Annotated in this window: 15 protein-coding genes, 1 tRNA gene and 1 pseudogene; 6 read left to right on the top strand and 11 right to left on the bottom strand. The window is 61.7% G+C overall.

Annotation, left to right across the window (positions count from 1 at the left end):
- The 3 genes from CK228_RS26970 to CK228_RS26980 form a co-directional block, all read right to left on the bottom strand.
- Positions 1-837 (bottom strand): carbohydrate ABC transporter permease, encoded by an 837-nt coding sequence (locus tag CK228_RS26970; RefSeq protein ID WP_019860421.1) that lies wholly within the window; start codon positions 835-837, stop codon positions 1-3.
- Complete coding sequence (locus CK228_RS26975; RefSeq protein WP_095775271.1) at positions 834-1,694, bottom strand: sugar ABC transporter permease; 861 nt, start codon at positions 1,692-1,694, stop codon at positions 834-836. The genes CK228_RS26970 and CK228_RS26975 overlap by 4 nt, the downstream gene beginning before the upstream one ends.
- Before the next feature lie 94 nt (positions 1,695-1,788).
- Positions 1,789-3,060: an extracellular solute-binding protein gene (locus CK228_RS26980; protein WP_095789769.1), complete on the bottom strand. Its 1,272-nt coding sequence runs from the start codon at positions 3,058-3,060 to the stop codon at positions 1,789-1,791.
- Between the two features lie 104 nt (positions 3,061-3,164).
- On the opposite strand from CK228_RS26980, the gene CK228_RS26985 reads away from it, so the two are divergent.
- A complete protein-coding gene (locus tag CK228_RS26985) occupies positions 3,165-4,037 on the top strand; it encodes a helix-turn-helix domain-containing protein (protein WP_095775269.1) in 873 nt (290 codons plus the stop codon).
- Between the two features lie 316 nt (positions 4,038-4,353).
- Positions 4,354-4,429 (top strand) — tRNA-Phe (locus tag CK228_RS26990).
- A gap of 154 nt (positions 4,430-4,583) precedes the next feature.
- On the opposite strand, the gene CK228_RS35460 is transcribed toward CK228_RS26990, so the two are convergent.
- On the bottom strand, positions 4,584-4,883 hold the full coding sequence (locus CK228_RS35460) for a hypothetical protein (RefSeq protein WP_179296059.1): 300 nt from the start codon (positions 4,881-4,883) through the stop codon (positions 4,584-4,586).
- 135 nt (positions 4,884-5,018) lie between these two features.
- On the opposite strand from CK228_RS35460, the pseudogene CK228_RS27000 reads away from it, so the two are divergent.
- A pseudogene (locus CK228_RS27000) lies at positions 5,019-5,238 on the top strand (integrase core domain-containing protein); the annotation flags it as partial.
- A gap of 328 nt (positions 5,239-5,566) precedes the next feature.
- Here CK228_RS27000 and CK228_RS27005 read toward each other — a convergent pair.
- Positions 5,567-7,852, bottom strand: a complete 2,286-nt coding sequence (locus tag CK228_RS27005; RefSeq protein ID WP_245438122.1) for a mechanosensitive ion channel family protein — start codon at positions 7,850-7,852, stop codon at positions 5,567-5,569.
- Positions 7,853-8,260: 408 nt separating this feature from the next.
- On the opposite strand from CK228_RS27005, the gene CK228_RS27010 reads away from it, so the two are divergent.
- Complete coding sequence (locus CK228_RS27010) at positions 8,261-10,486, top strand: SAM-dependent methyltransferase (RefSeq protein ID WP_245438123.1); 2,226 nt, start codon at positions 8,261-8,263, stop codon at positions 10,484-10,486.
- A 307-nt stretch (positions 10,487-10,793) separates the two neighbouring features.
- Here the strand turns inward: CK228_RS27010 and CK228_RS27015 are convergent, their stop codons facing one another.
- Positions 10,794-11,474, bottom strand: a complete 681-nt coding sequence (locus tag CK228_RS27015; protein ID WP_095775253.1) for a redoxin domain-containing protein — start codon at positions 11,472-11,474, stop codon at positions 10,794-10,796.
- 17 nt (positions 11,475-11,491) lie between these two features.
- A complete protein-coding gene (locus tag CK228_RS27020) occupies positions 11,492-14,788 on the bottom strand; it encodes an adenylate/guanylate cyclase domain-containing protein (protein WP_143750629.1) in 3,297 nt (1,098 codons plus the stop codon).
- 233 nt (positions 14,789-15,021) lie between these two features.
- Here CK228_RS27020 and CK228_RS27025 point away from each other — a divergent pair, with 233 nt between their 5' ends.
- On the top strand, positions 15,022-16,788 hold the full coding sequence (locus tag CK228_RS27025) for an adenylate/guanylate cyclase domain-containing protein (RefSeq protein WP_095789771.1): 1,767 nt from the start codon (positions 15,022-15,024) through the stop codon (positions 16,786-16,788).
- 12 nt (positions 16,789-16,800) lie between these two features.
- On the opposite strand, the gene CK228_RS27030 is transcribed toward CK228_RS27025, so the two are convergent.
- From CK228_RS27030 to CK228_RS27040, 3 genes are all read right to left on the bottom strand, one after another.
- A complete protein-coding gene (locus tag CK228_RS27030) occupies positions 16,801-18,186 on the bottom strand; it encodes a hypothetical protein (RefSeq protein WP_095789772.1) in 1,386 nt (461 codons plus the stop codon).
- A 97-nt stretch (positions 18,187-18,283) separates the two neighbouring features.
- The gene (locus CK228_RS27035) at positions 18,284-18,808 is read right to left on the bottom strand and encodes a GNAT family N-acetyltransferase (protein ID WP_095775249.1); all 525 of its coding nucleotides are present in this window, start codon (positions 18,806-18,808) and stop codon (positions 18,284-18,286) included.
- A 73-nt stretch (positions 18,809-18,881) separates the two neighbouring features.
- Positions 18,882-19,706: a hypothetical protein gene (locus tag CK228_RS27040; RefSeq protein ID WP_095789773.1), complete on the bottom strand. Its 825-nt coding sequence runs from the start codon at positions 19,704-19,706 to the stop codon at positions 18,882-18,884.
- 204 nt (positions 19,707-19,910) lie between these two features.
- Here CK228_RS27040 and CK228_RS27045 point away from each other — a divergent pair, with 204 nt between their 5' ends.
- Positions 19,911-21,326, top strand: a complete 1,416-nt coding sequence (locus CK228_RS27045; protein ID WP_095775248.1) for an adenylate/guanylate cyclase domain-containing protein — start codon at positions 19,911-19,913, stop codon at positions 21,324-21,326.
- A gap of 46 nt (positions 21,327-21,372) precedes the next feature.
- Here the strand turns inward: CK228_RS27045 and CK228_RS27050 are convergent, their stop codons facing one another.
- Positions 21,373-21,852, bottom strand: a complete 480-nt coding sequence (locus tag CK228_RS27050; RefSeq protein ID WP_095789774.1) for a class I SAM-dependent methyltransferase — start codon at positions 21,850-21,852, stop codon at positions 21,373-21,375.
- Positions 21,853-21,857: the final 5 nt, after the last annotated feature.

The following is a 21,857-nucleotide window of genomic DNA, read 5'->3' on the forward strand; positions in this document are numbered from 1 at the left end:
TTACTTGACTGCGCCGGCGGCGATGCCGGCGATGAAATGGCGCTGCAGGAGCACGAAGACGATCAGCATCGGCACGGTGAGCATCACGGCCCCTGCCATGATGCCGCCCCACGACACTTTGGTGAGGCCGATCAGCGTGCCGAGCGCCACCGGCGCCGTCATCGAACCCGGCTGGCTGTTGATCAAAAGCGGCCAGAGATAATTGTTCCAGGAGGCAAGGAACAGGATGATGGCGAGCGCGGCCAGCATCGGCCGCGCCAGCGGCAGCGCGACGAAGAGGAAGATACGCCACTCCTTCACGCCTTCGACACGGGCGGCGTCGAACAGATCGTCCGGCATCATCGAAAAACTTTGCCGCATGAACAGCACGCCGAGCGAATTGAAGAGCGGCGGCACGATCAGCGCCACCCAGGTGTTGGCGAGCTGGAAGTCGCGCGCCACCATGATGAATTGCGGGATCAGCACCACCGCATAGGGAAGCGTGATGGTGCCGAAGATGATGCCGACAACCACACCTTTGCCGAAGAACTGGTAGCGGGCCAGCGCCCAGCCGGCCATCGACGTCAACAGCACCGACAGGAAGGTGTAGGTCACCGCCACCGAGACGGAGATGCCGATGGCGCCGACGAAATTGGTGTCGCGCTGCAGATTGTTGAAATTGTCGACGAAATTGCCGTGCGGCAAAAGCTCGATGCCAGGGCTGAAGATGCCGTTGTCGGGCATGGTCGAGAACACCACCATCATCCACAGTGGGAACAGCCAGATCAGCGCCAGCGGGGTGAGGAAAAGATGCAGCGCGATGCTGCGCCTCAGGCGGGCGGAGGAGAGCGAACTCATTGCTTTTCCCTCGTCAGCCACAGTTGCACCAGCGTGATCGCGATCGCCAGCGCCGCCATGGTGTAGGCGACGGCCGAGGCATAGCCGAAATTGAGCGAGCGGAACCCCTGGCGGTAGAGCAGCAGGCCGAGCGTCTCGGTGCCGCCGCCCGGCCCGCCGCGCTCGGTGATCAGGAAGGGCTCGGTGAACAATTGCATGGTGCCGATGATCGACAGCACCAGGCAGAACACGATGACCGGTTTCAAGAGCGGCAAGGTGATGTAGAAGAACTGCTTGAGCTTGCTGACGCGGTCGAGCGTCGCCGCCTCGTAGACATCCTCGGGGATGGATTGCATGCCGGCCAGAAGGATGATGGCGTTGTAGCCGGCCCAGCGCCAGGTGACCGCGATCATGATCAGCGCCATGGCCGGCGTGACATTGGAGAACCAGTCGACCTTAGGGAGCCCGACGCTGTTCAGCAGCTTGTTGACGATGCCGAAATCGAGGCTGAACATCAGCCGGAACACCGCCGAATAGGCGACCTCGCCGACGACGACCGGAGCGAAGAACGCAAAGCGGTAGAGACCCCTCGCCTTCAAGAGCGGCGAATTCAAAAGCACGGCCATCACCATGGCCAGCGCGATCATCACCGGCACCTGGATGACGAGGATGAGCAGCGTGTTCTTCAGCGCGTTGAAGAAGGCCGGATCGCCGATCAGCCGGCCCCAGTTGAAGCCCGGCGCGAAACGCCAGGGCACGGTGCGTGTCGCCTGGAAGGAGATCATGAACGACGAGATGATCGGCCATACCCAGAAGACGGAGAAGATCAGCAGATAAGGCGCCAGGAAACGATAGGCCGTGGCGTTGCGGTTTCGCATCCTGCTCCTCCTCCCTCATATCCGGTGTTTCAGACAAGCTCGCAGGCGCAGAGTCCGGGCGGCAAGAGCCGTCCCGGACCCCGTCCCTGGGAGGTTATGATTTGACCGGCAATCCGGTCGCCGCCGCGATCTGTTTTGCGGCGTCGTCGAGTGCCGCCTTGGCGTCGGGATAGCCTCCGGCCAGATATTTGGTCTGCACCGCGCGGACGATGATTTCGGCATCGCTCTGGAACTGCGTGCCGCGGCTGGGGACGACCTTGGGCAAGGTGCCCAGAATATCCTTCCATACCGCCTGGCCACCCCAATAGGGCAGGCCTTGGCTGACGTAGGGGTCATCCAGCGCCGAGACCAGCGAAGGGACCAGGCCGAACTCCTTCAGCATGGTGATCTGGCCTTCATTGGTTCCGAGGGTGTATTTCAGGTATTCGTAAGCCGCTTCCTTGTTCTTCGAGGCCGAGGTGATGGCCAGCGACGAGCCGCCGAGATTGGCGGCGCGGGGACCGTCGGCCGTCAGGCTCGGCATCAGATAGACGCCCCATTTGCCGTTCTCGCCGGCTGATTCGGTGCGGATGGTGCCTTCATACCAGCCGCCATACACTTGGGTGGCGACAGTGCCCGCCGTGTTATTGGTGATCTTGGTGCCCCAGTCGGCGGACGACACGATGCCGGCGTCCTTCATCTCCTTGACCTTGGTCAGGGCGTCGACGCATTTGGGTTCGCTGACCGTGATCGACTGGCCATCCTCGGCGAAATAGGCGCAGCCCTGCTCGTTGGAGATCATGCGGAAGAATTCAGTGTCGCCGTTGAAATCGGCATTGGTCATCGAGACGCCCGGATTGGCGGCCTGGATCTTCTTGCCGGCGGCGATGAAATCGTCCCAGGTCTTGATCGATGCCGGATCCACCCCAGCCTTCTCGTAGAAGTCGCGGCGATAGAAGGCGGCGACCGGGCCGGAATCCCACGGCATGGCATAGGCCTTGTCGCCGACCTCGAGCTCGGTGCGCTTGAAATCGGGGAATTTCTTCTGGTCCTCGGCACTGTAGCCCAGCGTATGCAGGTCGACGAAGCAGTCGGGGAACTGGCTCCAGTAATTCTCGGCTTCGCCATTCTCGATGGTGACGATGTCGGGCAGGCCGACGCCGCCGGCCGCACAGTCGGCGATCGACTTGTCGTAGGTCGGCTGGTTGCCGAGATCCTGAACCGTGACCTTGATGTCGGGATGCAGCTTGTTGAAGCCGGCAACCGTCGCCTTCAGCGACGAAGCGGCGACATTCCAGCTCCAGATGGTGATTTCGCCGGACTGCGCAAAGGCCGGGGCTGAGCCCAGGGCAAGCGCGAGCGCGGCGCAGGTCAGTGTGATGCGCATTGAAATCCTCCCATTTCATTTGCTCTCTCTGCGAGCGTGGCTACACTATTCGGCGCGGAAGGCTTGTCGCCGACAAAGGGAATACGGAATTGGCGGAAAGTAAGATGCCGGAGCGGCCGTTTTACCAGCCAGGGGCCAGCAGCGTGGAAGGTCTGCCGCTGCTCCTGCAGATGTTTCACACCGCTCCGCTGGTGATGCTCAAGCCGCACTGGCATGCCCAGGTCGAGGTGAATTTCATCGTCCGCGGCAGCGTGCACTACCGCATGAACGAGCACGAAATCTCGCTTTCGGCCGGGGAGATGTGCTTCTTCTGGGGTGGCCTGCCGCACCAGATGGACGATCTCAGCGACGACGCCATCTATGCCGGCGCGCATCTGCCGCTGGTGCATTTTTTCCGCCTGCATCTGCCGGCGGACGTGCGCCACCGGCTGATGACGGGTGCGACGCTGGTGACCAGCGCCACCGACCAATCCGACAACGACAATTTCGCCCGTTGGAACAGCTATGCCCGCTCGGGCGATCCGGCCAAGGCCGAGCATGCCGTCAACGAGCTTCTGCTGCGGCTGGAGCGGGTGCGGTTCGAGCCCTACCGGCTGGTGCCCGAGACGGCGGCCGGGCAGGAAGCCGGCAGTGCCTTCGACCAGCAATCCTCCCGCAATGTCGGACGCATGTGCGACTTCATCGCCGAGAATTTCCTCTACGACATCGATTGCATGAACATAGCGGCGGCCGCCGACATCCATCCCAAATACGCCATGAGCCTGTTCAAGAAATCGACCGGCATGACGCTCAACGAATATGTCAACCTTCTGCGGCTGAGCTACGCGCAGGCATTGCTGATGCATCAGGATGCCAACGTGCTGCGCGTCGCCATGGACTCCGGCTTCGGCTCGCTCAGCGCCTTCAACAAATCCTTCCGCAAGCTGGCCGGCATGACGCCCTCCGACTTCCGCAAGGGTGTGGCCGGCGCAAGGTAGAGTGAGGGCTCGTTGCCGCCTTCCCATCGATGCGAATGCATTGCGGCAACTCGATCATTGCCTAACGACGGATCCCGCAGTTGCTACGGCGCCGGGACGGAGGCAAAAAAGGCCGGAAGGGCCCGGCCCTCGCGCCATAACGGCAATGAAAGCGCCTGAGGAAGCCAGCCTTTCCACAGCCTCGCTTTTCCTGCCGGAAATCGCCACCTAGGCGCTGGACAGGCTAAATTCCCGTGCTATAACCCACGCGCTTTCAAGGGGCGCCCCACGGTGCCTTCATGAAATCCGGTTCACGCGTTTTCGTTTGCCGGAACAGGCCCAGATAGCTCAGTTGGTAGAGCAGCGGACTGAAAATCCGCGTGTCGGTGGTTCGAATCCGCCTCTGGGCACCATTTCCCCTTCCCATAGCTTCTCACGGCATCCCACCAATCAACATAATCAACGCGTTAGCTTGTCTGAGCTGCTCATGCGGACCCGCCGTGTGCCGTTCCAACGCATCGGTTTGTGGGTAACGATCCAGACGTTCCCCATTGCCCGGGAGGTTCGTTACCCATGTCGCGCAGGGAGGAGAAGATCACGGCTCTCATAGAAGCGCGCACTACCTTTGGCTTGATCTCCGAGGAATACGTCAAGCGGATGCAGGAGCGGGACGCCGCAGCGGCCGCCACCAAAACCAAATGGCTCCTCGAAGACTTGGCCTGCCCGCTCGCCAAACGTCCAATCAAAGAGATCACTCCAGCGGAGATTCTTCAACTTCTCCAGAAGATCGAAAAGAGCGGCCGACGGGAAAACGGCGCGGCGTCTGCGCGGCGTGATCGGCAGTGCCTTCCGGTTGGCGATTGTCACCCTGCAGGCCGAGGGCGACCCGACCCTGCCCTCCGGGGCGCCTCCAGCCGCCTAAGGCCAATGGTCGTGCCGCTATCACGGATGAAAAGAAATTCGGTCAGCTCCTCGTGGCGATCGATGAGTACGATGGCTGGCCGACCATACACGCCCGAGACCAGCGGCAAGGCGGCGGCTTCATCCAGACGAGCCTGCGCGAATGGGTTTATGCTCGAGCCTACAACACTTCTCATGAACGCACCGCAGAACTGCCACGATAGCTTCATCGCTACAATTGGCACAGGCCACACGGCAGCTTAAAATCAAGACCGCCTATCAGCCGCCCCGGGCTAACAACCTGTTGAGGTTCCACAACTAACCAAACGGGGCTTACCGCGGCTGCGACGAAATCGACCGCATCGCAGGGGCGTGATCAAGGTCCACTCACCTGACTTCATATGTGCGCCACATAGGACTGAATAAATCCGTTCGCTGGCGTTCGGCATCCGTCGGCATATACAGTTTGACACCAACGCCACGTCCAACGGATCTCCGGCATACTGCCGACTGAATATTTCAAAGGACCGTCAGGGCCAGTGAGGTTCGTGACCGCACTCTCTTCGTCTCAATCGATTGAACATAAAGAGTATCCCCTTACGGCCGATGCGCGAAAAGCCGCGTCGTGACCGGCAGGTGTCACAGCCTTCCTACTCCGTTGTACTGCCTTTCTTTCTGCGCCGATTGATGTGCGATTGCGCGACGGCCATTCGCAACTCGGGTGTCATCTCCAATGGCGCATTCTCTGCCTCGTGTGGGTTCTGCAGCCCTTGGACGTGGACGGTGGGGAATGGGAGTTCGATGCCCTGCTCCTTGAAGGCTTGGCGGAGGCGTAAAAAGAATCTGCCTTTCATACTGAAGGCGCCTCCCGGTCTGGTTGTGACCTTGACCCTTAATACGATGCCGTACTCGCCAAACTCCTGTACGCCCTGCATCTTGATCGGTTCGATCACCCAGTGTTTGAATTCTGGATCTTCCGCCAGTTCGAGGCCTATCCGCTTGATCAGCTTGCGGGCGAACTCGACATCGGTATCATAGCCAACGGTGATGTTGTACTTGTCGGTGACCCAGTCGCGGCTCTGGTTCTGCACCGCCCCGAGTTCACCGAAAGGTATTGTGAACAGCGGGCCACGATGGTGGCGCAGCTTCACCGAGCGCAGCGAAAAGCTCTCCACCGTACCCCTGTAGCTGCCCGATGAAATGTACTCGCCGACACGAAACGCATCGTCGAGCAGATAAAACACCCCTGAGATCACGTCCTTGACGATGGTTTGTGCCCCAAATCCGACAGCGACGCCAACGACGCCGGCGCCGGCGATCAGCGGGCCGATCTGGATACCGATTGAGGCGAGCATCATCAGCACGGCCATCACGACGATCACTGCAAGCAGGATGTTTTGGATGATCGGCAACAGCGTGCGCAGCCGTGCCTGCTGCGGATCGAGGGTCGGGACGTCCTCGTCGCCGATCACCGCATGCGGTGTTTCAATGCCCAGCTTTCGCTCGATCAAGGCTTTGATGATCGACCACCCGAAATCGGCGGCAAGCGCAATGACCACGACGTTGATCAGGCCGCGCAATATCAGCGTGGTCGTCGGATCGCTGTCCTGCATGGACTGCATGTCCAGACCCCAGACACGCGCGAGAAGGTAAGCCGCCGCCAGGATCAAAATCATCCGGATCCCGCGATCGATGACAGCGATCGTCACCGCCGGAATCGTCGGCCGGCCGGCATCTTCGGATCCTGGCCGCAGGACGAAATTGACCCCGCGCTGCGTCAGCACGATTGCCAACGGCAAGACGAATGCGGTGAAGGTAAACCAGAAGAGTATATAAAGGCCGGCTATGCGCTCCAGGAACAGAACGATGAAATAAGCAGTCAACAGCCATGTCGCTGCCGTGTGACCGTGCCCGCCGTCCCGCCGTGTTCTTGGCCGACGCCAGACGGCGCGCAGAAAGAGCAGCAGCAGGATGAAATCGGCGCCCAGAGACAGGACCATCATTCCGTCCTGATCGATGCCGAGACCCGGCAAGAGGTTAAAGGCGGCGGCGAAGAAGGCGAAGACGCCGACGATCCGCGATAGCCAATAGGACCAATGGTCGGCGGTCTCGTTGGCGATCGGCAAGGCACGAACCTCGACGGCGTTCTCGACATGCATGAAGGAAGGGACGAGCAGGGCTATGACGTACGTGCGCACACCCCATGTAACGACGGCAGCCATCAGAAATGTCAGCACAATCTGGCGGATAAGCATTGGCCAGTCGAACAATATGAACGCGCCGGCGCTGCCCACCGCGAACGAGACGATCAGCAGGCTGGAATAAAGCGTGCGACCACCAATCTTCTTGGCCCGCCCGATGGGCGTATCCTTCGATTGGGCGATAATCCAAAGACGAAATGGGCGGGTGAGTTTGTACGTGGCCCAGGTCAGCGCCAGGCCGGCGGCGATGAAAATCGCAATCAGCAAAAATACGCCGGCTGGCCCCCTGCTGGACATATCCTCCATGGTCGCTTCCCGAACGCGTGCGAACTGGCCTGGCAGCGAGGGTAGAGTTCGCACGATCCGCTCGATATGATGCTTGATCCGATCGAGCGTAGAGGATGCCATCGTATTCATCTGGCCCGGCGCGGCCACCGCGTCGGACGATGCATCGGCCGGCGAAGCTCCTGCCGCGGCGGGCGCTGCCGTTGACCCGGGGGCCTGATTTCGCTGTTCGGCCACCCAGGCCTTCACTGACGGATCGTCGAGAAGCTCGAATAACTGTTTGACCCTTTCAGGCGGGACGGTTGGCGGTGACTGCGCCTGTGTCGGGCCAGCCAATAGGAGGGCGATCCCGAAGACCAGCGGCCTGGCAATCAGGACAAACATCGCCGCCAGATCTTCGAGACGTGGTGCCGGGCGCGCCAGGTTCCTGGCTTCCAATCGTCGAATCATGCGTGGCATCGTGCTGTACCCTTCCGGTCAATCGGCAAGCAACGACATCTATGTCCGCCGTTGCTTCTACCTTGAACAAGCCGATGTTGTGGTGCAAGACATCATCGGTCTGAGCTAGACCCTTGCGCCGGGTACTTGGCGGTGTCTACTAGCCGCAGGGGCAGGGCATTCCGACCTCGGCCTCCGGCCGTTCCATGAACTGGGCATTGGTGATTCTGGGCGCAGAACGCCCGGCATCGGGATCCTAGGCCCATACAACGAGAGCATAATCGCTTGCCATTCAGCCTGTCTCCAGACCTTTTAGCCTTGCCTCTAATTCGCCCCGACCTTGACAGAGCAGCGCTGCCATCCGATGCCGTCGTCCGTTTTTGACATTCGCCGACTCTTGCCGAAGAAGACGAAAGCTCGATGGTCCAGGACAACGCAAACGGCGGTACTGCTACTGAAGCTCTCGCGTGGACTGCGTTGTGGAACGCCGCGTCAGATTGTGGCAGCGGCTCGCGCCCGATCAACCTGCAGTCCCTGCGCGCGCTGCCGGCAGGGCGGAAATGGATGCGCGAGGCCGTCAGGGTGGTCTTCGATGGGCTTATGGTCGGAAGCCTGTCGGCGCCGGCGCAATTGGCTGCCAGATGGGACAAGTTCGGCGGCGCCGTCACCGAGTTGATCGTCGAACTCGGCAAGGTCTGGGGCGATCCCGCAGCGGGTCGCCGCGCCCAGTATCAGCTTGAGCAAATGCTTCTCGACGTCGACGATCTTGCCGCGCGGCGCAGGCTGGCGCGGACACTCGGAATTCGCGTCGACGCTCGCAATCCGACCGCGATCGAACTCCCGGAAGGCATCGATCGAATTTATGCCTATCTGATGATGGACGGCCAGATCGAGGCTGTCGTGCAGTTTGGCGTGCTCGGGACAGTGACAAGAGATCATTGGATTCAGTTGATTCAGAATGTCGTGCCCGCTGAGCGGCTTACAGACGGTACGGCAAGGCTTGCAGTACGATCAACTGTGCCGCAAGAGGGCGTCGGTGCCGACACGTCAAACACGCTTGCACCCGAGGCGTTGCTGTCCACAGCCGAACGCCGGACCGATCCGGAAAGTCACTTCGGCAAACTCGCCCTATTGGCCGCTGCAGCGCGGGAGCTGGTTCGGTCGAGCGCCGAACCAGCACAACCTCCTGCAGCGCCGCGCCGAGCACGGTCCGCGGACAGGAATGATCGCGCGGCGTTCTGGAACAGCTATTTCGCGACCGAGGATCCGTGGAACTACGGCTCGCTCTATGAGCAGGAAAAATATCAGCGGCAGCTCGAAATCCTGCCTGCCGGCCCCATCGGACGGGCGCTTGAGCTGGCCTGCGCGGAGGGCCACTTCACGCGGCAGCTGGCGCCGCGTGTTGGCCATTTGACCGCAACCGACATCTCCGCCATAGCCATCGAGCGGGCCCGTGCGCGATGCAGTGATCAGCCTAACATTGAGTTCGGTGTGCTGGACTTCGCTGCGGACGCCCTGCCGGGTGAGATGGATCTGATCTTCTGTTCGGAAGTGCTCTACTACCTGGATGATCTCGCCGAGTTGCAGCGTATCACTAAAAAATTCGCTGAGGCATTGGCCCCTGGCGGCAGTTTCATCAGCGCACACGCATTCGTGTTACGTGACAATGTTGAAAGGACGGGCTTCGACTGGAACACATTCGGTGCCCAGGCGATCTCGGAGACGCTGGCAGCGACCGAAGGCCTCGTGCTCGAGCAATCGATCCAGACGGAGCTCTACCGCATAGACCGCTTCCTTCGCCTGTCGCAGGGCGATTTGGTAGCGAAACCGATGATCGATCATGTGCCAATCCGCGCGCCTATCGAAATCGGGGTCGCGCGAAATATCATCTGGGGTGGGGCGCGGGCCTTGCGCCGCGACGTCGCGCGCAACGAACGGCGGCAGCGTATCCCTGTCCTCATGTATCATAGCGTCTCCGATGATGGTCCGGCCGCGCTCGCCCGTTTCCGGCTCACGCCCGCCGCATTCGCCAGCCAGATGGCATGGCTGCGCGCCAATGGCTTTCACGCGATTAGTTCAGATCAGTTGGAAGTGTGCATCGCCAAGCGCCAACCATTCGTTGGCCGCCCAGTTCTTATCACCTTCGATGACGGCTTCCAGAATTTTGCCGACCATGCCTGGCCGACCTTGCGCGCGAACGACCTGACCGCGGAAGTGTTCCTGGTGACGGACCTTGTGGGGGAAAGTGCACAGTGGGACGCCCACAACGGTCCGCCGACGCAACTTATGGGAGCGGGGACGGTGCGACGCCTCGCCGCCGAAGGCGCGTTCTTCGGAAGCCACATGGCGACGCATCGCGCGATCGATGGTCTGTCGAGTTCTGACCTGGCCGCCGAGCTCCTGCGCTCTCGTATGTTCATCGAACGGTGGACCGGTCGTCCAACCACGGCGTTCACGGCACCCTTCTCTGTCACCGACGGACGGCTTGGCCGGCTGGCCAGGGAGTGCGGTTATCGGATCGGCTTCGGCGCCAGACACGGGCCGGCGGACCTCGATTGCGATGCCATCGACCTTCCGCGTATCGAGATTCGAGGGGATCGCTCGCTCGATGACTTTGTCGCCACTGTCGAGGCCGTGCTCGAATAAACGGTGAACGTATCAGTGTCATTGCTCCCGCTCACAATAGGCAAGACACAATCGACGAGACGCTCCGCAGCGTGCGCGCCAAGTCTATCGTGCTCTCGACGAGATTATTGCGTTGACGATGGCATTCTAGCGGTTGGAAGGACTGCTGTCGCAGCGCGCCCCAATGATCCACAAAGAACATCGCCAGTCAGAGGCGATGCAGAGCATTGCCAGAACCTTACATTCTGGCTCGTCGAGGCCGGTCTAGATTTGTGACAAATTGGTTGCGCTTTTTGCTCAATGTCCCGCCGGTACCGCCTTCGCTAGTCTATTGGGCGACTTGGGACACGGCTGACATCAGCTCCTGCGGGTTTGGCGCCCCAAACATGTATCGCCCACCCTCTGGAACCTCCGTGAAGCTCCAGCGGACGATCCCCTGCCGGTCCAGCAGGAACTGACCTATCAGTTGTCCGTGTCCGGTCGCCATCATCTGCTCGTCGGCTTCGGTCAGTTCGTAGTGGTCCTTGTTGTTGAGGATTTCGCTGGCGGCAAAGGGATCCAAAGGACCGGGCAACTCGCCTGGCATGTCGACCCGCATGTCCTTTGCCGCTGCCATCGAGACCTTGTACGGCCAGTTCGTCTCGTTTTCGGTGAATTCGAGATTGGGCAGTCCAAAAGCACGATGTGAAGCGCGTTCAGGGTCCGAGGCCGCAAGCAGATTCGGCATCGGGTGGTAGCGGAAATAGAGACGCGCCCGTTCGATCGGCGTGTTGACCACCGTCAGGCTCCCCACGCCCCTTTCGCGCAACTCCGGATCGAGCCGCGCCTGGGCGGCGATATGGCGCCTGCAAAACGCACAATGCAGACCTCGAAACAGCCCGACCAGCACCGGCTTTTGTCCACGAAAGTCGTCAAGCGCGATCTTGCCTTCCTGGGTAATGGCGTCGAGTACCAAGTTCGGCGCGCGGTCGCCCGGTTGAAGCGGTAACAAGTCAATAGGCGCGGACATTTCAACCTCCCACCCGGCTAGTCGAGAAAAGGCAGCACCACAAGCGTTTCCGGATCCAGCCCGTGCTGGGCGCATGTTCCCTGCGCCAGGGAAAAGTAACGTTCGGCCTCGGCCAGATTGTCGAGGTCGAGATTGAGCGTTGCGAGACCATCATAGCACGGAAACAGCAACTGGGGCTCGCCCGTTTCGCGGGCTACGTCCAGTGCTTCCTCGAACAAGCCAACCGCCAGTTCCGGACGGCCGTTGCACTGGTGGATCTGCCCAAGCACGATCAACGGCACCGGCAGGTGCTCGCGCTGGTCGAGCGCCCGGTCAATCTCGATGGCCTTCTCTGCGGCAGGGATGCCCTCCGTCGGACAGCGATCCGTGAAAGTACAACAAGCGACCGCCAGATTGGCGAGGAGGCGCGCCTGGAAACCCAGATCACCAATATGGCGCGCCACTTCAAGACCGCGCCGACAGACCTCGATCGCCTTTGCCGGATCGATGGTCGTGTAAAGCACGCCGACATTGGTGTAGCCGCGGCAGGCCGCGCCCAGTAGACCGGCGGCTTCGGCCAATTCAATGCTACGCTCAACCTGCCGCACGGCTTCACGGTCTCGTCCAAGGCGAGCCAGCGCGACAGCCTTGGTATTGAGTGCCTCGGCTGTCACAAGGATGGCATCACACCCTGCCTCGGAGGCACGCTCCGTCGTCAGAGCGCCGACGCAATCCAGCGCCGCGTCCGCCCATTTTGCCGCAAGAGCATGATCTCCGCTACGGAACGCCTGCCGGCCACGTTCTTGCCAGAGATGCGCCTGCTCGATCGGGGCATCCGCTCCATCGAGGAGCGCTGCCGCTTCAGCATAGCGGGATTCTGCGTTGTCGCGCTTGCCGACGTCCCAGAACAGGCGACCGATCTTGCGCAAAACGCGCGCCGAAGCGACACGATCGGCTGACTCGCGATATGCCTGCAACACCGTCTCGTAATGGCGGTGCGCGATCTCGCGGCGGCCTGCCGGACCGCTCAAATCGGCAATGCGCTCTGCAATTGCCAGTTTGAGCGGTGTCTGCCCGGTCGCGCCCAACGCAGTCAGTGCCCGCTCGTAGAAACGAAGGGCGTCGTCGTTGGCGTAGATCATGCGAGCGTGATCGCCCGCCGCCTGCAGGTAGTGCGCGCCCTTCTCCCGCTCGGCGCTCTGTGCGAAATGATGACCGAGCACGGTCAAATCCTCGAGCCGTTCCGGCTTGTCGCCGCACAGTTTCTCCAAGGCAGCACCGACCCGCCCGTGGATGTCGGTCCGGCGCTGCAAGAGCAGATTCTGGTAGATCACGTCCTGCAGCAATGTTTGCGTAAAGCGGTAGCTTTGCGACGAGACCGAGCCTGATCCGGCAACTTCCTCGATGATTTCGGCATCGCAAAGCAGTTCGCAGCCGGCTTCCAGCCGGCCAGGATCGGCTGTCACGGTTTTCAGAAGTGTGGCATCGAAGCGCGGGCCGATCACCGCGGCTTCCTGGGCCAACCGGCGTACCTCTTGGGGCAGCCGGTCGACGCGGGCGAGCAACATTGCCTGGATCGTGGCGGGGATGCCGGTTGCGACCTCGCCTGCCACAGTCCGCCATCGCTGGCCCTCGCGCACCAGTACACCGCGATCGATAAGGCCGCGAACGATCTCCTCTATAAAAAGGGGGTTGCCGCCCGCGCGCTCGAGGATCTGGTCAAGAAGCCCTCCTGCGGAGTTTACCCAGCTCTCGCCGAAAAGCGCCGCTAACAGGCTGCGTCCGTCATCGCGGCTAAGCGGTGAAAGCCTGAGTGCTGTGTGACTGACCCGACTTGAGTCGAGCTGGCCGTGGTCCGGCTCCGGACGATGCGTGACCAGCAACATCAACCGCGTGCGCTCCAACCTGTCCATCACGAAACGCAGTGCCTCGAGCGACACGGCGTCGGCCCAGTGCAGGTCTTCGACGACAATCAACAGCGGCGACAACGCAAGCCGCCGTTCGATGATTGTGCGGACTGCGTAGAGAATTTGCCGCCGCAGCTGCTCGGGCTCGACATGCTGCAAGGTGGCATCGGGGTCGCCAAGACCAAGCACATGGTAGAGCAAGGGCATCAGCCGCTTCGCCTCCTCGCCCTGCAGGCCGAGATCGGCCAGCAAGCCTGCGAGCTTCCCCCGCATTTCGTCCCCATTGTCGTTCTGCATCATCCCGGCGGCACTGCGCACCACCGCGCCCAAGGCGCCAAATGATCGTTCGCCCAGCGGTGAGCACGTGGCCTGCCGCACGGCGACGTTGCGAAAACGATCCTCGTCGCCGACGCGGGCGACGAACTCCTTCACCAGCCGCGATTTCCCGATACCGGCTTCTCCAACGAGGCGGACAAGTTGGGCCGAGCCGCTGCACGCCTGGTCAAGGCTCGCCAGCATTCTATGCAGCTCAGCGTCACGACCTATCATCGGCGCGCTGAGGCCGAGCGCCTCGAGCCCACGCGCCGCACGCGGCGCCGCAAGCGGTGCATCCAGCCGATGGACGAGCACACTGCCGGCCTTGCCGCGAAGCACGACATCACCCAGCGGTTCGTAGGAGAAGGCATGCCGGGTCAGCTTGTGAGTGAGCTCGCCTACCAGCACCTCACCCGGTGCGGCCAGCGATTGCAGGCGTTGCGCCGTATTCACGGTGTCACCGGTAACCGAATAGGATTTGGCGGTGCCGATGCCCAATCCGCCGGTGACGACCGGACCGGTGTTTATGCCGATGTGGAGCAACAGCGGCGAGCCGGAGTTGGGCGCGCTTTCGCCGAGCCGCGCCGTCCGGGCGATCATGTCGAGAGCGGCGCGAAGCGCACGCTCCGGATCGTCCTCATGCGCGACCGGCGCCCCGAACAAGGCAAGCAGTGCGTCGCCGATGAATTTGTCGACGAAACCACCAAAGTTTCGCACGGCTGCCGTCAATTCCTTGAACAGTTCGTTCTGCAGCGCTTGCATCACCTCGGGGTCGAGCTGCTCGCTGAGTGTCGTGAAGCCGCAAAGGTCGGCGAACAGGACCGTTACCGTCCGACGATCGGCCTCTGAGACGGGTTGCAGCCCATCGCCTTCGATGTTCGGAAGCAGCGACGGAATTCGAGAAGGCGGCACAACGGTCCGGCTTGGTGTGGGAGCAGGCCGTTCGACCGCTTTTGCGGGCGCACCGACGCTTGCCCCACATTTCGGACAGAACTCGAAATCAGGTGCGCAGAGGTAGCCGCAACTTGCGCATGGCACGGGTTGGCGCCTGCCGCACCTCGGACAGAAAGCGTATCCGCTCTCAACCTCGAAACCGCAGCCCGAGCAGTCCATCGAAAGACCTCACTAGCTACCGTGACGGCGTGATCGCGCTACGCACGTCACGGCCAAGGTATTCACAAGGATGAACCGTTAGCCGTCGACCGGCAAGCGGCAGCGCAAATCGGCATCGAGCGATCCGTGTGGCTCCGTGGCAGGGCGCTGCCGATTCGGGCGGCTGCGTCCTTTGCGAAAGTTCCCTCTTCCCCTCTGTCTTCCTGCTATTGTGGGGACGAGGAGACGGACCGATGAGCGAGAATCGCAAGCTGGCCGCAATCCTGGCCGCGGATGTCGTCGGCTACAGCCGGCTCGCGAGCGCGGACGAGGATCGTACCTTGGCGAGGTTGCGGGCCCTGCGCAGCGACCTGATCGATCCGATCATCGCTGTGCACAACGGGCGGGTGATCAAGCGTACCGGGGATGGGGCGCTGGTTGAGTTCCGCAGCGTGGTGGATGCCGTGCGTTGCGCCGTTGAGGTTCAGAACGGCATGGTGGAGCGCAATGCCGGCGTACCGCAGGACCGCCGCATCGAGTTCAGGATCGGTATTCATCTGGGGGATGTCGTTGAAGAAAGCGACGGCGACCTGATGGGCGACGGCGTCAACATCGCTTCGCGTTTGGAGGGCGTCGCGGCGCCCGGCGCCATCTGCCTGTCCGAGGATGCCTATCGCCAGGTCAAGGCGAGGCTGGACCTCTCGGTCAGCGATCTCGGCAGCACGCAGCTCAAGAACATCGCCGAGCCCATCCGGGTCTATTCGCTGCAAGTCGGTAGCGCCGGGACCAAGGCGACCCCGGAAACCGCGACGGGCCGGCCGGCTGCGGCAGCGCCGCCGAAGCTGTCGATCGCCGTACTGCCGTTCACCAACATGAGCGGTGACGCCGAACAGGACTACTTCGCCGACGGCATCTCCGAAGACATCATCACGGCGCTGTCCAAACTGTCGCAGCTCTTCGTCATCGCACGCAATTCGTCGTTCACCTTCAAGGGCCAGAACGTCCGTGTGCAGGAGGTGGGCACGAAGCTCGGCGTGCGGCATGTGCTTGAGGGCAGCGTACGCAAGTCGGGGAACAGGGTGCGCATCACCGCGCAGCTCATCGATGCAACCTCGGGCGGCCATCTTTGGGCTGAGCGGTTCGACCGCGAGCTGACCGACATATTCGCCGTCCAGGACGACGTGACGCAGCGGATCGTTGGTGCGCTGGCGCTCAATCTGACCGAGGGTGACCGTCAGCGGCTGACGCCCGAGCATCCGCGCAACGCAGAGGCGTATGACTGTTTCCTGCGGGGCCGGGAGCTGTGGCACCGGCTGACGAAGGAGACCAACGTCGCAGCCCGCGACGTCTTGCAACGTGCCATCGACCTGGACCCGAACTTTGCCTCTGCCCACGCTTTCCTCGCACTCACGCACGGACTCGACTACCTCAATAGGTGGAGTGCCTCGCCGCCGGAATCGATGGCGCAGGCGGAAGAGGTCGCAACGCGAGCGGTAACGCTGGATGGCAGCGATCCCTGGGCGCACTGGGCGCTGGCTATAGCCAAGCTGTACACACGACAGCACGATGGGGCCATCGACGAGGCCGAGCGCGCGATCGTCCTCAATCCGAACTTCGCGGAAGGGCACGTCATCCTCGGCGAGGCGCTGTACTATTCGGGCAGACCCGAGGAGGCCCTCGAGAGTTTCGCCCGGGCGAAGACCTTGAATCCATACTTTCCAGATGTGCTTCTGCATTTCCAGGCTTTGGCGGCGTTCCAACTGGGAAGGTACGAAGAGGCCGTTGACCTCTTGCTGCAACGGCTGGCTCGCAACGCTGTCACCGACGTCTCTCGCGCGCTTCTGGCCGCCTGCTACGGCCATCTCAGCCGTTTCGCCGAGGCCCGCGCGGCATGGCAGGAAGTGCTTCGCCTCAACCCCGACTATTCGCTGGAATACCGTCGCAAGGTCTTGCCCTACAAGAACCCTGCCGATTTCGAACTCGTGGTGGACGGGCTCCGCAAGGCCGGTGTCGTGCAATGACAGGAGGCCATGTCAGGTCGCCTTGATCCCAGCCTGGCCGATCTTGCGCCATCGAGCGTTTTCGCGAACCAGTTTCAGGTCGTCGGTCGTCTCGGCAAATGTCCGCAATCGGTATTGCCGGAGCAGTTCCGGGAAAAGCGCCCCTTCCGGCAGGCCGGCAAGCTGCTCGCGGACCGAGATCTTTTCATCGATGACCCGCATGCCCCAGGCATTTTCCCGAACCTGCAGCTCCGCAACCAGATCGCGCTCTTCCGGCGCGTTTTCATCTAGCGCAGCCAGCAGGATCGAGTGGAAAAGCGCTACATAACCAATCTGTCTCAGGCCACCCACAACCCGCACGCGCGGCAATATGGCGAGGACGAGGAACATCAGGAACAAGTTCGGCAGCAGAACGCCGTCCAGCAGCGCCTGCCTGAGATGCGGCCGCTCGAACGGGATGGAAAGACCATGCGGCCTGTCAGGCTCGATCAGGTGCCCGTTCTCGAGGACGAGCTTGCGCACGCGCTCCTCGCGGATGCCCCAGAAATAAGCCGTGGCATTGGGCAGGAATCTGCCAAATGGGGTCGATGCGGCCTCTTGCAAGGCACGGTCGAGACGCTGGCGCCTTGCGGGCTCAATGAGCAGTCTGGACAGGAGGCTGCCGTCATATTCCAGATGCCGAGCCATGGCAGCCGCGGCGAGCCGATCATCGATGAAAACCGGCAGGGCCATGCCGGAACGATCCCAACTGGCGACTAGGTCTTCGTTGAGCTCTGTGAGCGCATCGGCGGCGGTTGCAAACACCTTGTCCTGGCTGGCGAGCAGTGTGCCCAGCCAACGACTGGCGTCCGTCTCATTGCCCACCGCTTCGAGCGCGCTCGTGTTGAGGGTGACGGGACCGGCCGCGCAGGCGCTTTTGCGGCACAGCTTGTGGCGCCCCATGCCGAACAGGTTGACCTTGTCGTCGCCGACATCGAGCCATCCCGGCCCCTCCCGGCCAACTGTCTCCATGGTCATCGTCGTTCCCATGAAGCTGAAGAAGACGGACAGCCCGTTTTCGACCGCGCCGAGCCAGGCAAGCAGATGGGCGTCGAAGGTGATCCGGTCCATCAGAAGCAGGCAGTGCAGGCCTGACTGAATCACCGGTCTGTGCTCGAACTCTTCGAGGGCCTTGCCGATCTCTTCAGGCTGCATGATCACCCCGAGGCGCTGCTGCAGGACGTCGCGCAGGATTGAGCGGGCAGCGATCGCCGGGCTTGATGCAGGCCTTGGCAAGGGCCGCCACAGATGGCGGGCGTATTCGGAAACCGGTGCATTCCAGTTCTGCTCAATGTCACGCACAACTTCCGGGCAAAGCAGCGACAGCACAGCCAGAATGTCCGCCGGAGGCGCAGAGGTAGGGTCAAGGACGGCAGTCATTGGTCCCGTCTAGCCGCTTGCGGTGCAAACGCCAAGGGAGACCAGACTCGGCACGAATTGTTTGACTGGCTGAACGGTTGAGGCCAGACAGCGGATCTTAGAACCGCAGCCGGGCCATGCTCAGGAGGTCGTGGTACCGCCCGTTGGTAAAACCGGCCTTCACATGCCGGCCTTCGACCTCAAAGCCGTGGCTTGCGTAAAGACGGATGGCCGGTTCGTTGTCGGCATAGACGGTCAATTCGACCCGCTTCAAGGCGCGCCAATTGTCGGCCACGTCAAGCAACGCGCCAAGAATGGCCGAGCCAATCCCCTTGCCGACAAAGGCATCGTCAAGGCCGATATTGATCTCGCCGATATGCGAACGGCGCGGCGAACCCTGCACGACCAGGCTGCCATGGCCGACAACCCTGTCGTCCAATTCCGCAACGATCCAGGTGGTTTCCTGGCCGGACTTGGCGATGCGCCGTTCCACCTGCTCCACCCTCTCGAAGGGCATCCTGAGCGTGCCCTCGCGGAAGCCCGGCATGTTGAAGATGGCGCAAAGCGCCTCCGCATCGCTTGGCCGGACGGACCGGATTTGCGGCTGGATCTTCTCGGGGGATGGCGAGGTGGTGCTGGTCATGGCGTTCCGGTGAAGGCAAGAGGCTCGGCACGATGCACCGGACTGCACCTGAAAATCCAGCCGTCTCTACAACCTATGATGCCGATTGCGCGCTGAAATACCGGAAGGCGCCGTAGAGTTTGAAGGCGCCGCTGACGCCGATCCAACCGAAAAGGGCGAGCCAGCACAATGTCCCGGTCGCCGTCCAGCCGATCCGGTGCACGGCGGCGTCGGTGATGACGAGGCCAAGGATGGCAAGCAGGCCGACCAGAAACTGCGCCAGGCCGAGCACCAGCAGTTCTTCGCGCGGCGCGCTTTTCCAGACGAGATATACGCCGCCAGCGCCAGCGAGGAAGATGGCGCTGTAGACCTGGGCGTGGAAGGGATCGACCGACCATGGCCAGGTGCGGCTGACCATCAGGGGAAACAGCAGCATGCCGACGCCATAGAGTCCAAGGATCGTCGTTTCCGCCAACATGTAGCCGCGCCATGCGGGATTCAAAGTCACGCCTTTCGCTGAAGGACGGGCCCTGGCCTGCCACAGGAACAGCCCGGATACCGTGGCCGAGGCAAGATAGACCAGGAACCAGAGCCAGGTCGCTTTCCGATCGAAGTTGAAATAGCCGAGATTGATCAACGAAACCGCCGACACGATGACGGTGAATATGAAGGCCATGACGAGCACCAGCCTGCCGGGCGACCAGCGGTTCCAGAACAAGAGCGCCACCATCACCGCCATTTCGGCGGTGTAGAAGCCGCCGAGGAAGCGGGCACTGAATGGCGTGACTGGCCAGGGCCAGCGCGGCTTGACCAGGGCCGGCGCGAAAAACAGGCCTGCGCCGACGATCAGGACGATGATAACCCCTGCGGAGAAAAGGCGCAGAGCCGCGGGAAATGGCGGGTTGTCGGATGTCGGCATGGGAGACGGTCCCAAAGATGAATGCCCCATGACCCATCATAGTGCCGCTTGCGGCTGTTGAAAATCGGCCGAATGGAAATGAATTGTCACCCGGCTTATCTACTCGAATGGCCATACGGTCCGTTTCGAAGTAAAATAGAACACCCGGATCAAAGAGCGGTCCGGTCAACACGCCGCGGGGGTGCATTTTCCGGAGCCTGCACGATGAACGAAGCTCAGGACCTGTTCTCGCTTCTGCGGCAATCGACCGATGTCGATCCACAGGCAATCGACGCGATCAAGCGAACAATCGCGGAGGGCAAGGACCGCGAACTTTGCCGCATCAACGCGCCAGCCTTCGCCAGCAAGCATGGCCTCGACGAGGAACGCACCATAGGCGCGTTTCTCCATGCGGCGCGGGTGGGCATCTTTGACATTTCCTGGAATGTCCTGTGTCCCGGCTGTGGCGGCGTGCTCGACACCAATGCAACGCTGAAAACCATGCAGAAGGAAGAATACACCTGCGCGCTGTGCGCCGAGGGCTATTCGCCGACCCTCGACGAGATGGTCGAGGTGACATTCACCGTCAGTCCCCGCATGCGCAGGATTGCCGCCCACAATCCACACGAACTGCCGTTGGTGGAATATTTCCGCCAGATCTACTGGGCGTCCGGCGTCGATCTGCCGGATGAGGATTTCGCGAAAAAGATTGAAGCGTTCTCGCTGGAGGATATCGAGCTTGCGCCCGGTGAAAAGGCGGTTCTGCCCATACAGCTTCCGTCCCAATTCATCATCGTGTTCGAGCCGGTCACCCACTCAGCGCAGTTCATCGACGTCAAGGGCGAACCAACAAAGGAGCGCCGAAGCCTCTCCTTGGTCTTTGACCGCGACCATGTCCAGAACCAGACGCTGGAGATGCAACCCGGCCCGTTGCGCATTTTGCTGGAAAACAGGACCGACACCCGCGTGCTGCCGACGGTCTTCATCGCTGGCCAGCAATTGCATGATCTCCTCGGCAAACGCCGGCCCTTCCTCACCGCCAAGCGCCTGCTCACCAACCAGACGTTCCGCGATCTCTATCGCGCGGATACGCTCGACATCAACCAGCGCCTGAAGATCACCAGCCTGACCTTCCTGTTCACCGACCTGCGCGGATCGACCGCGCTTTACGAGCGGGTGGGCGACCTTTCGGCCTTCGATCTCGTACGCGCGCATTTCCAGGTGCTGCACGAGATCGTCGCGGCGGAGGCAGGCGCGGTGGTGAAGACGATCGGCGATGCGGTGATGGCGACCTTCGCGACGCCTGATCGCGCGATAGCTGCGGCCCTCAGGATGCGCGATGCCATGCGTGCGCTCAATGACAAGAGCGGGCGCGAGGATCTGCTGCTCAAGATCGGGGTCCATGCCGGCCCCTGCATCGCGGTGTCCATGAACGAGCGACAGGACTATTTCGGCCAGACGGTCAACATTGCTTCGCGGGTCCAGAACCTTGCCAACGCACAGGCGATCTTCGCCACTCGTGCTGTGGTCGACGACGATCTCACCGCCGATCTGTTGCGCAGGAACGCGCTGACGCCCGTGCCTCACGAAGTCTCGCTGCGCGGCATTGAGCGGGAAATAGCAGTATATACGATTCCTTGAAGACTTGGTCCTTGAAGACTTGGTCCCTGAAGACTCGTCTCCGCCCTCACACGCGCCTGGAGAGAAAATAACGATCAGCGGGCTCCGAGGTTGGCGGTGGGAGGCGTTGCAGCTGCGGGTGATCGAGCGGTGTGCCGCTGACCGCGAAGCCGCCGACGCGAAGCATTCGCGCAATCAGATCGGGAAGCCAAGTATTGGTCACTGCATCGCGATCGTCATAGCCGGTGCCGATGTCGGCATGAACAAGAGCGGCATCGATGCCGATGAACCTCTTCGCTGTCTCGCGTATCTCACCGAGCACGAGGTTTTCAGCTTCGGGAATTGAGCTGGCGTGTGCGCCCACTTCGCGGTCGAACACCACGATCCGGCGTCCGGGTAGGCGCTCGCGCAGATGATGGAACGTCCGGCCATTGCCGAGGCCCAGCTCGAGCACGAGCCCCTCCATCTTCGCCACCTCGACGCAGACTTGGTCGAGAATGTCGCGCTGTGCGGTCATCCTGCTGATGAAATTCTCAAGGCGACTCATGTGCG

It is taken from the genome of Mesorhizobium sp. WSM4312 (assembly GCF_002294875.1).
Taxonomy (GTDB): domain Bacteria; phylum Pseudomonadota; class Alphaproteobacteria; order Rhizobiales; family Rhizobiaceae; genus Mesorhizobium.

Excerpts from the sequence above, each read along its gene's own strand:
- CK228_RS26975 (WP_095775271.1), bottom strand. The coding sequence starts at position 1,694 with ATGCGAAACCGCAACGCCACGGCCTATCGTTTCCTGGCGCCTTATCTG.
- CK228_RS27025 (WP_095789771.1), top strand. The coding sequence starts at position 15,022 with ATGAGCGAGAATCGCAAGCTGGCCGCAATCCTGGCCGCGGATGTCGTC.
- CK228_RS26970 (WP_019860421.1), bottom strand. The coding sequence starts at position 837 with ATGAGTTCGCTCTCCTCCGCCCGCCTGAGGCGCAGCATCGCGCTGCAT.
- CK228_RS27050 (WP_095789774.1), bottom strand. The coding sequence starts at position 21,852 with ATGAGTCGCCTTGAGAATTTCATCAGCAGGATGACCGCACAGCGCGAC.
- CK228_RS27010 (WP_245438123.1), top strand. The coding sequence starts at position 8,261 with ATGGTCCAGGACAACGCAAACGGCGGTACTGCTACTGAAGCTCTCGCG.
- CK228_RS27045 (WP_095775248.1), top strand. The coding sequence starts at position 19,911 with ATGAACGAAGCTCAGGACCTGTTCTCGCTTCTGCGGCAATCGACCGAT.
- CK228_RS27030 (WP_095789772.1), bottom strand. The coding sequence starts at position 18,186 with ATGACTGCCGTCCTTGACCCTACCTCTGCGCCTCCGGCGGACATTCTG.
- CK228_RS26980 (WP_095789769.1), bottom strand. The coding sequence starts at position 3,060 with ATGCGCATCACACTGACCTGCGCCGCGCTCGCGCTTGCCCTGGGCTCA.
- CK228_RS27020 (WP_143750629.1), bottom strand. The coding sequence starts at position 14,788 with ATGGACTGCTCGGGCTGCGGTTTCGAGGTTGAGAGCGGATACGCTTTC.
- CK228_RS27015 (WP_095775253.1), bottom strand. The coding sequence starts at position 11,474 with ATGTCCGCGCCTATTGACTTGTTACCGCTTCAACCGGGCGACCGCGCG.
- CK228_RS27005 (WP_245438122.1), bottom strand. The coding sequence starts at position 7,852 with ATGATTCGACGATTGGAAGCCAGGAACCTGGCGCGCCCGGCACCACGT.
- CK228_RS26985 (WP_095775269.1), top strand. The coding sequence starts at position 3,165 with ATGCCGGAGCGGCCGTTTTACCAGCCAGGGGCCAGCAGCGTGGAAGGT.
- CK228_RS27040 (WP_095789773.1), bottom strand. The coding sequence starts at position 19,706 with ATGCCGACATCCGACAACCCGCCATTTCCCGCGGCTCTGCGCCTTTTC.
- CK228_RS27035 (WP_095775249.1), bottom strand. The coding sequence starts at position 18,808 with ATGACCAGCACCACCTCGCCATCCCCCGAGAAGATCCAGCCGCAAATC.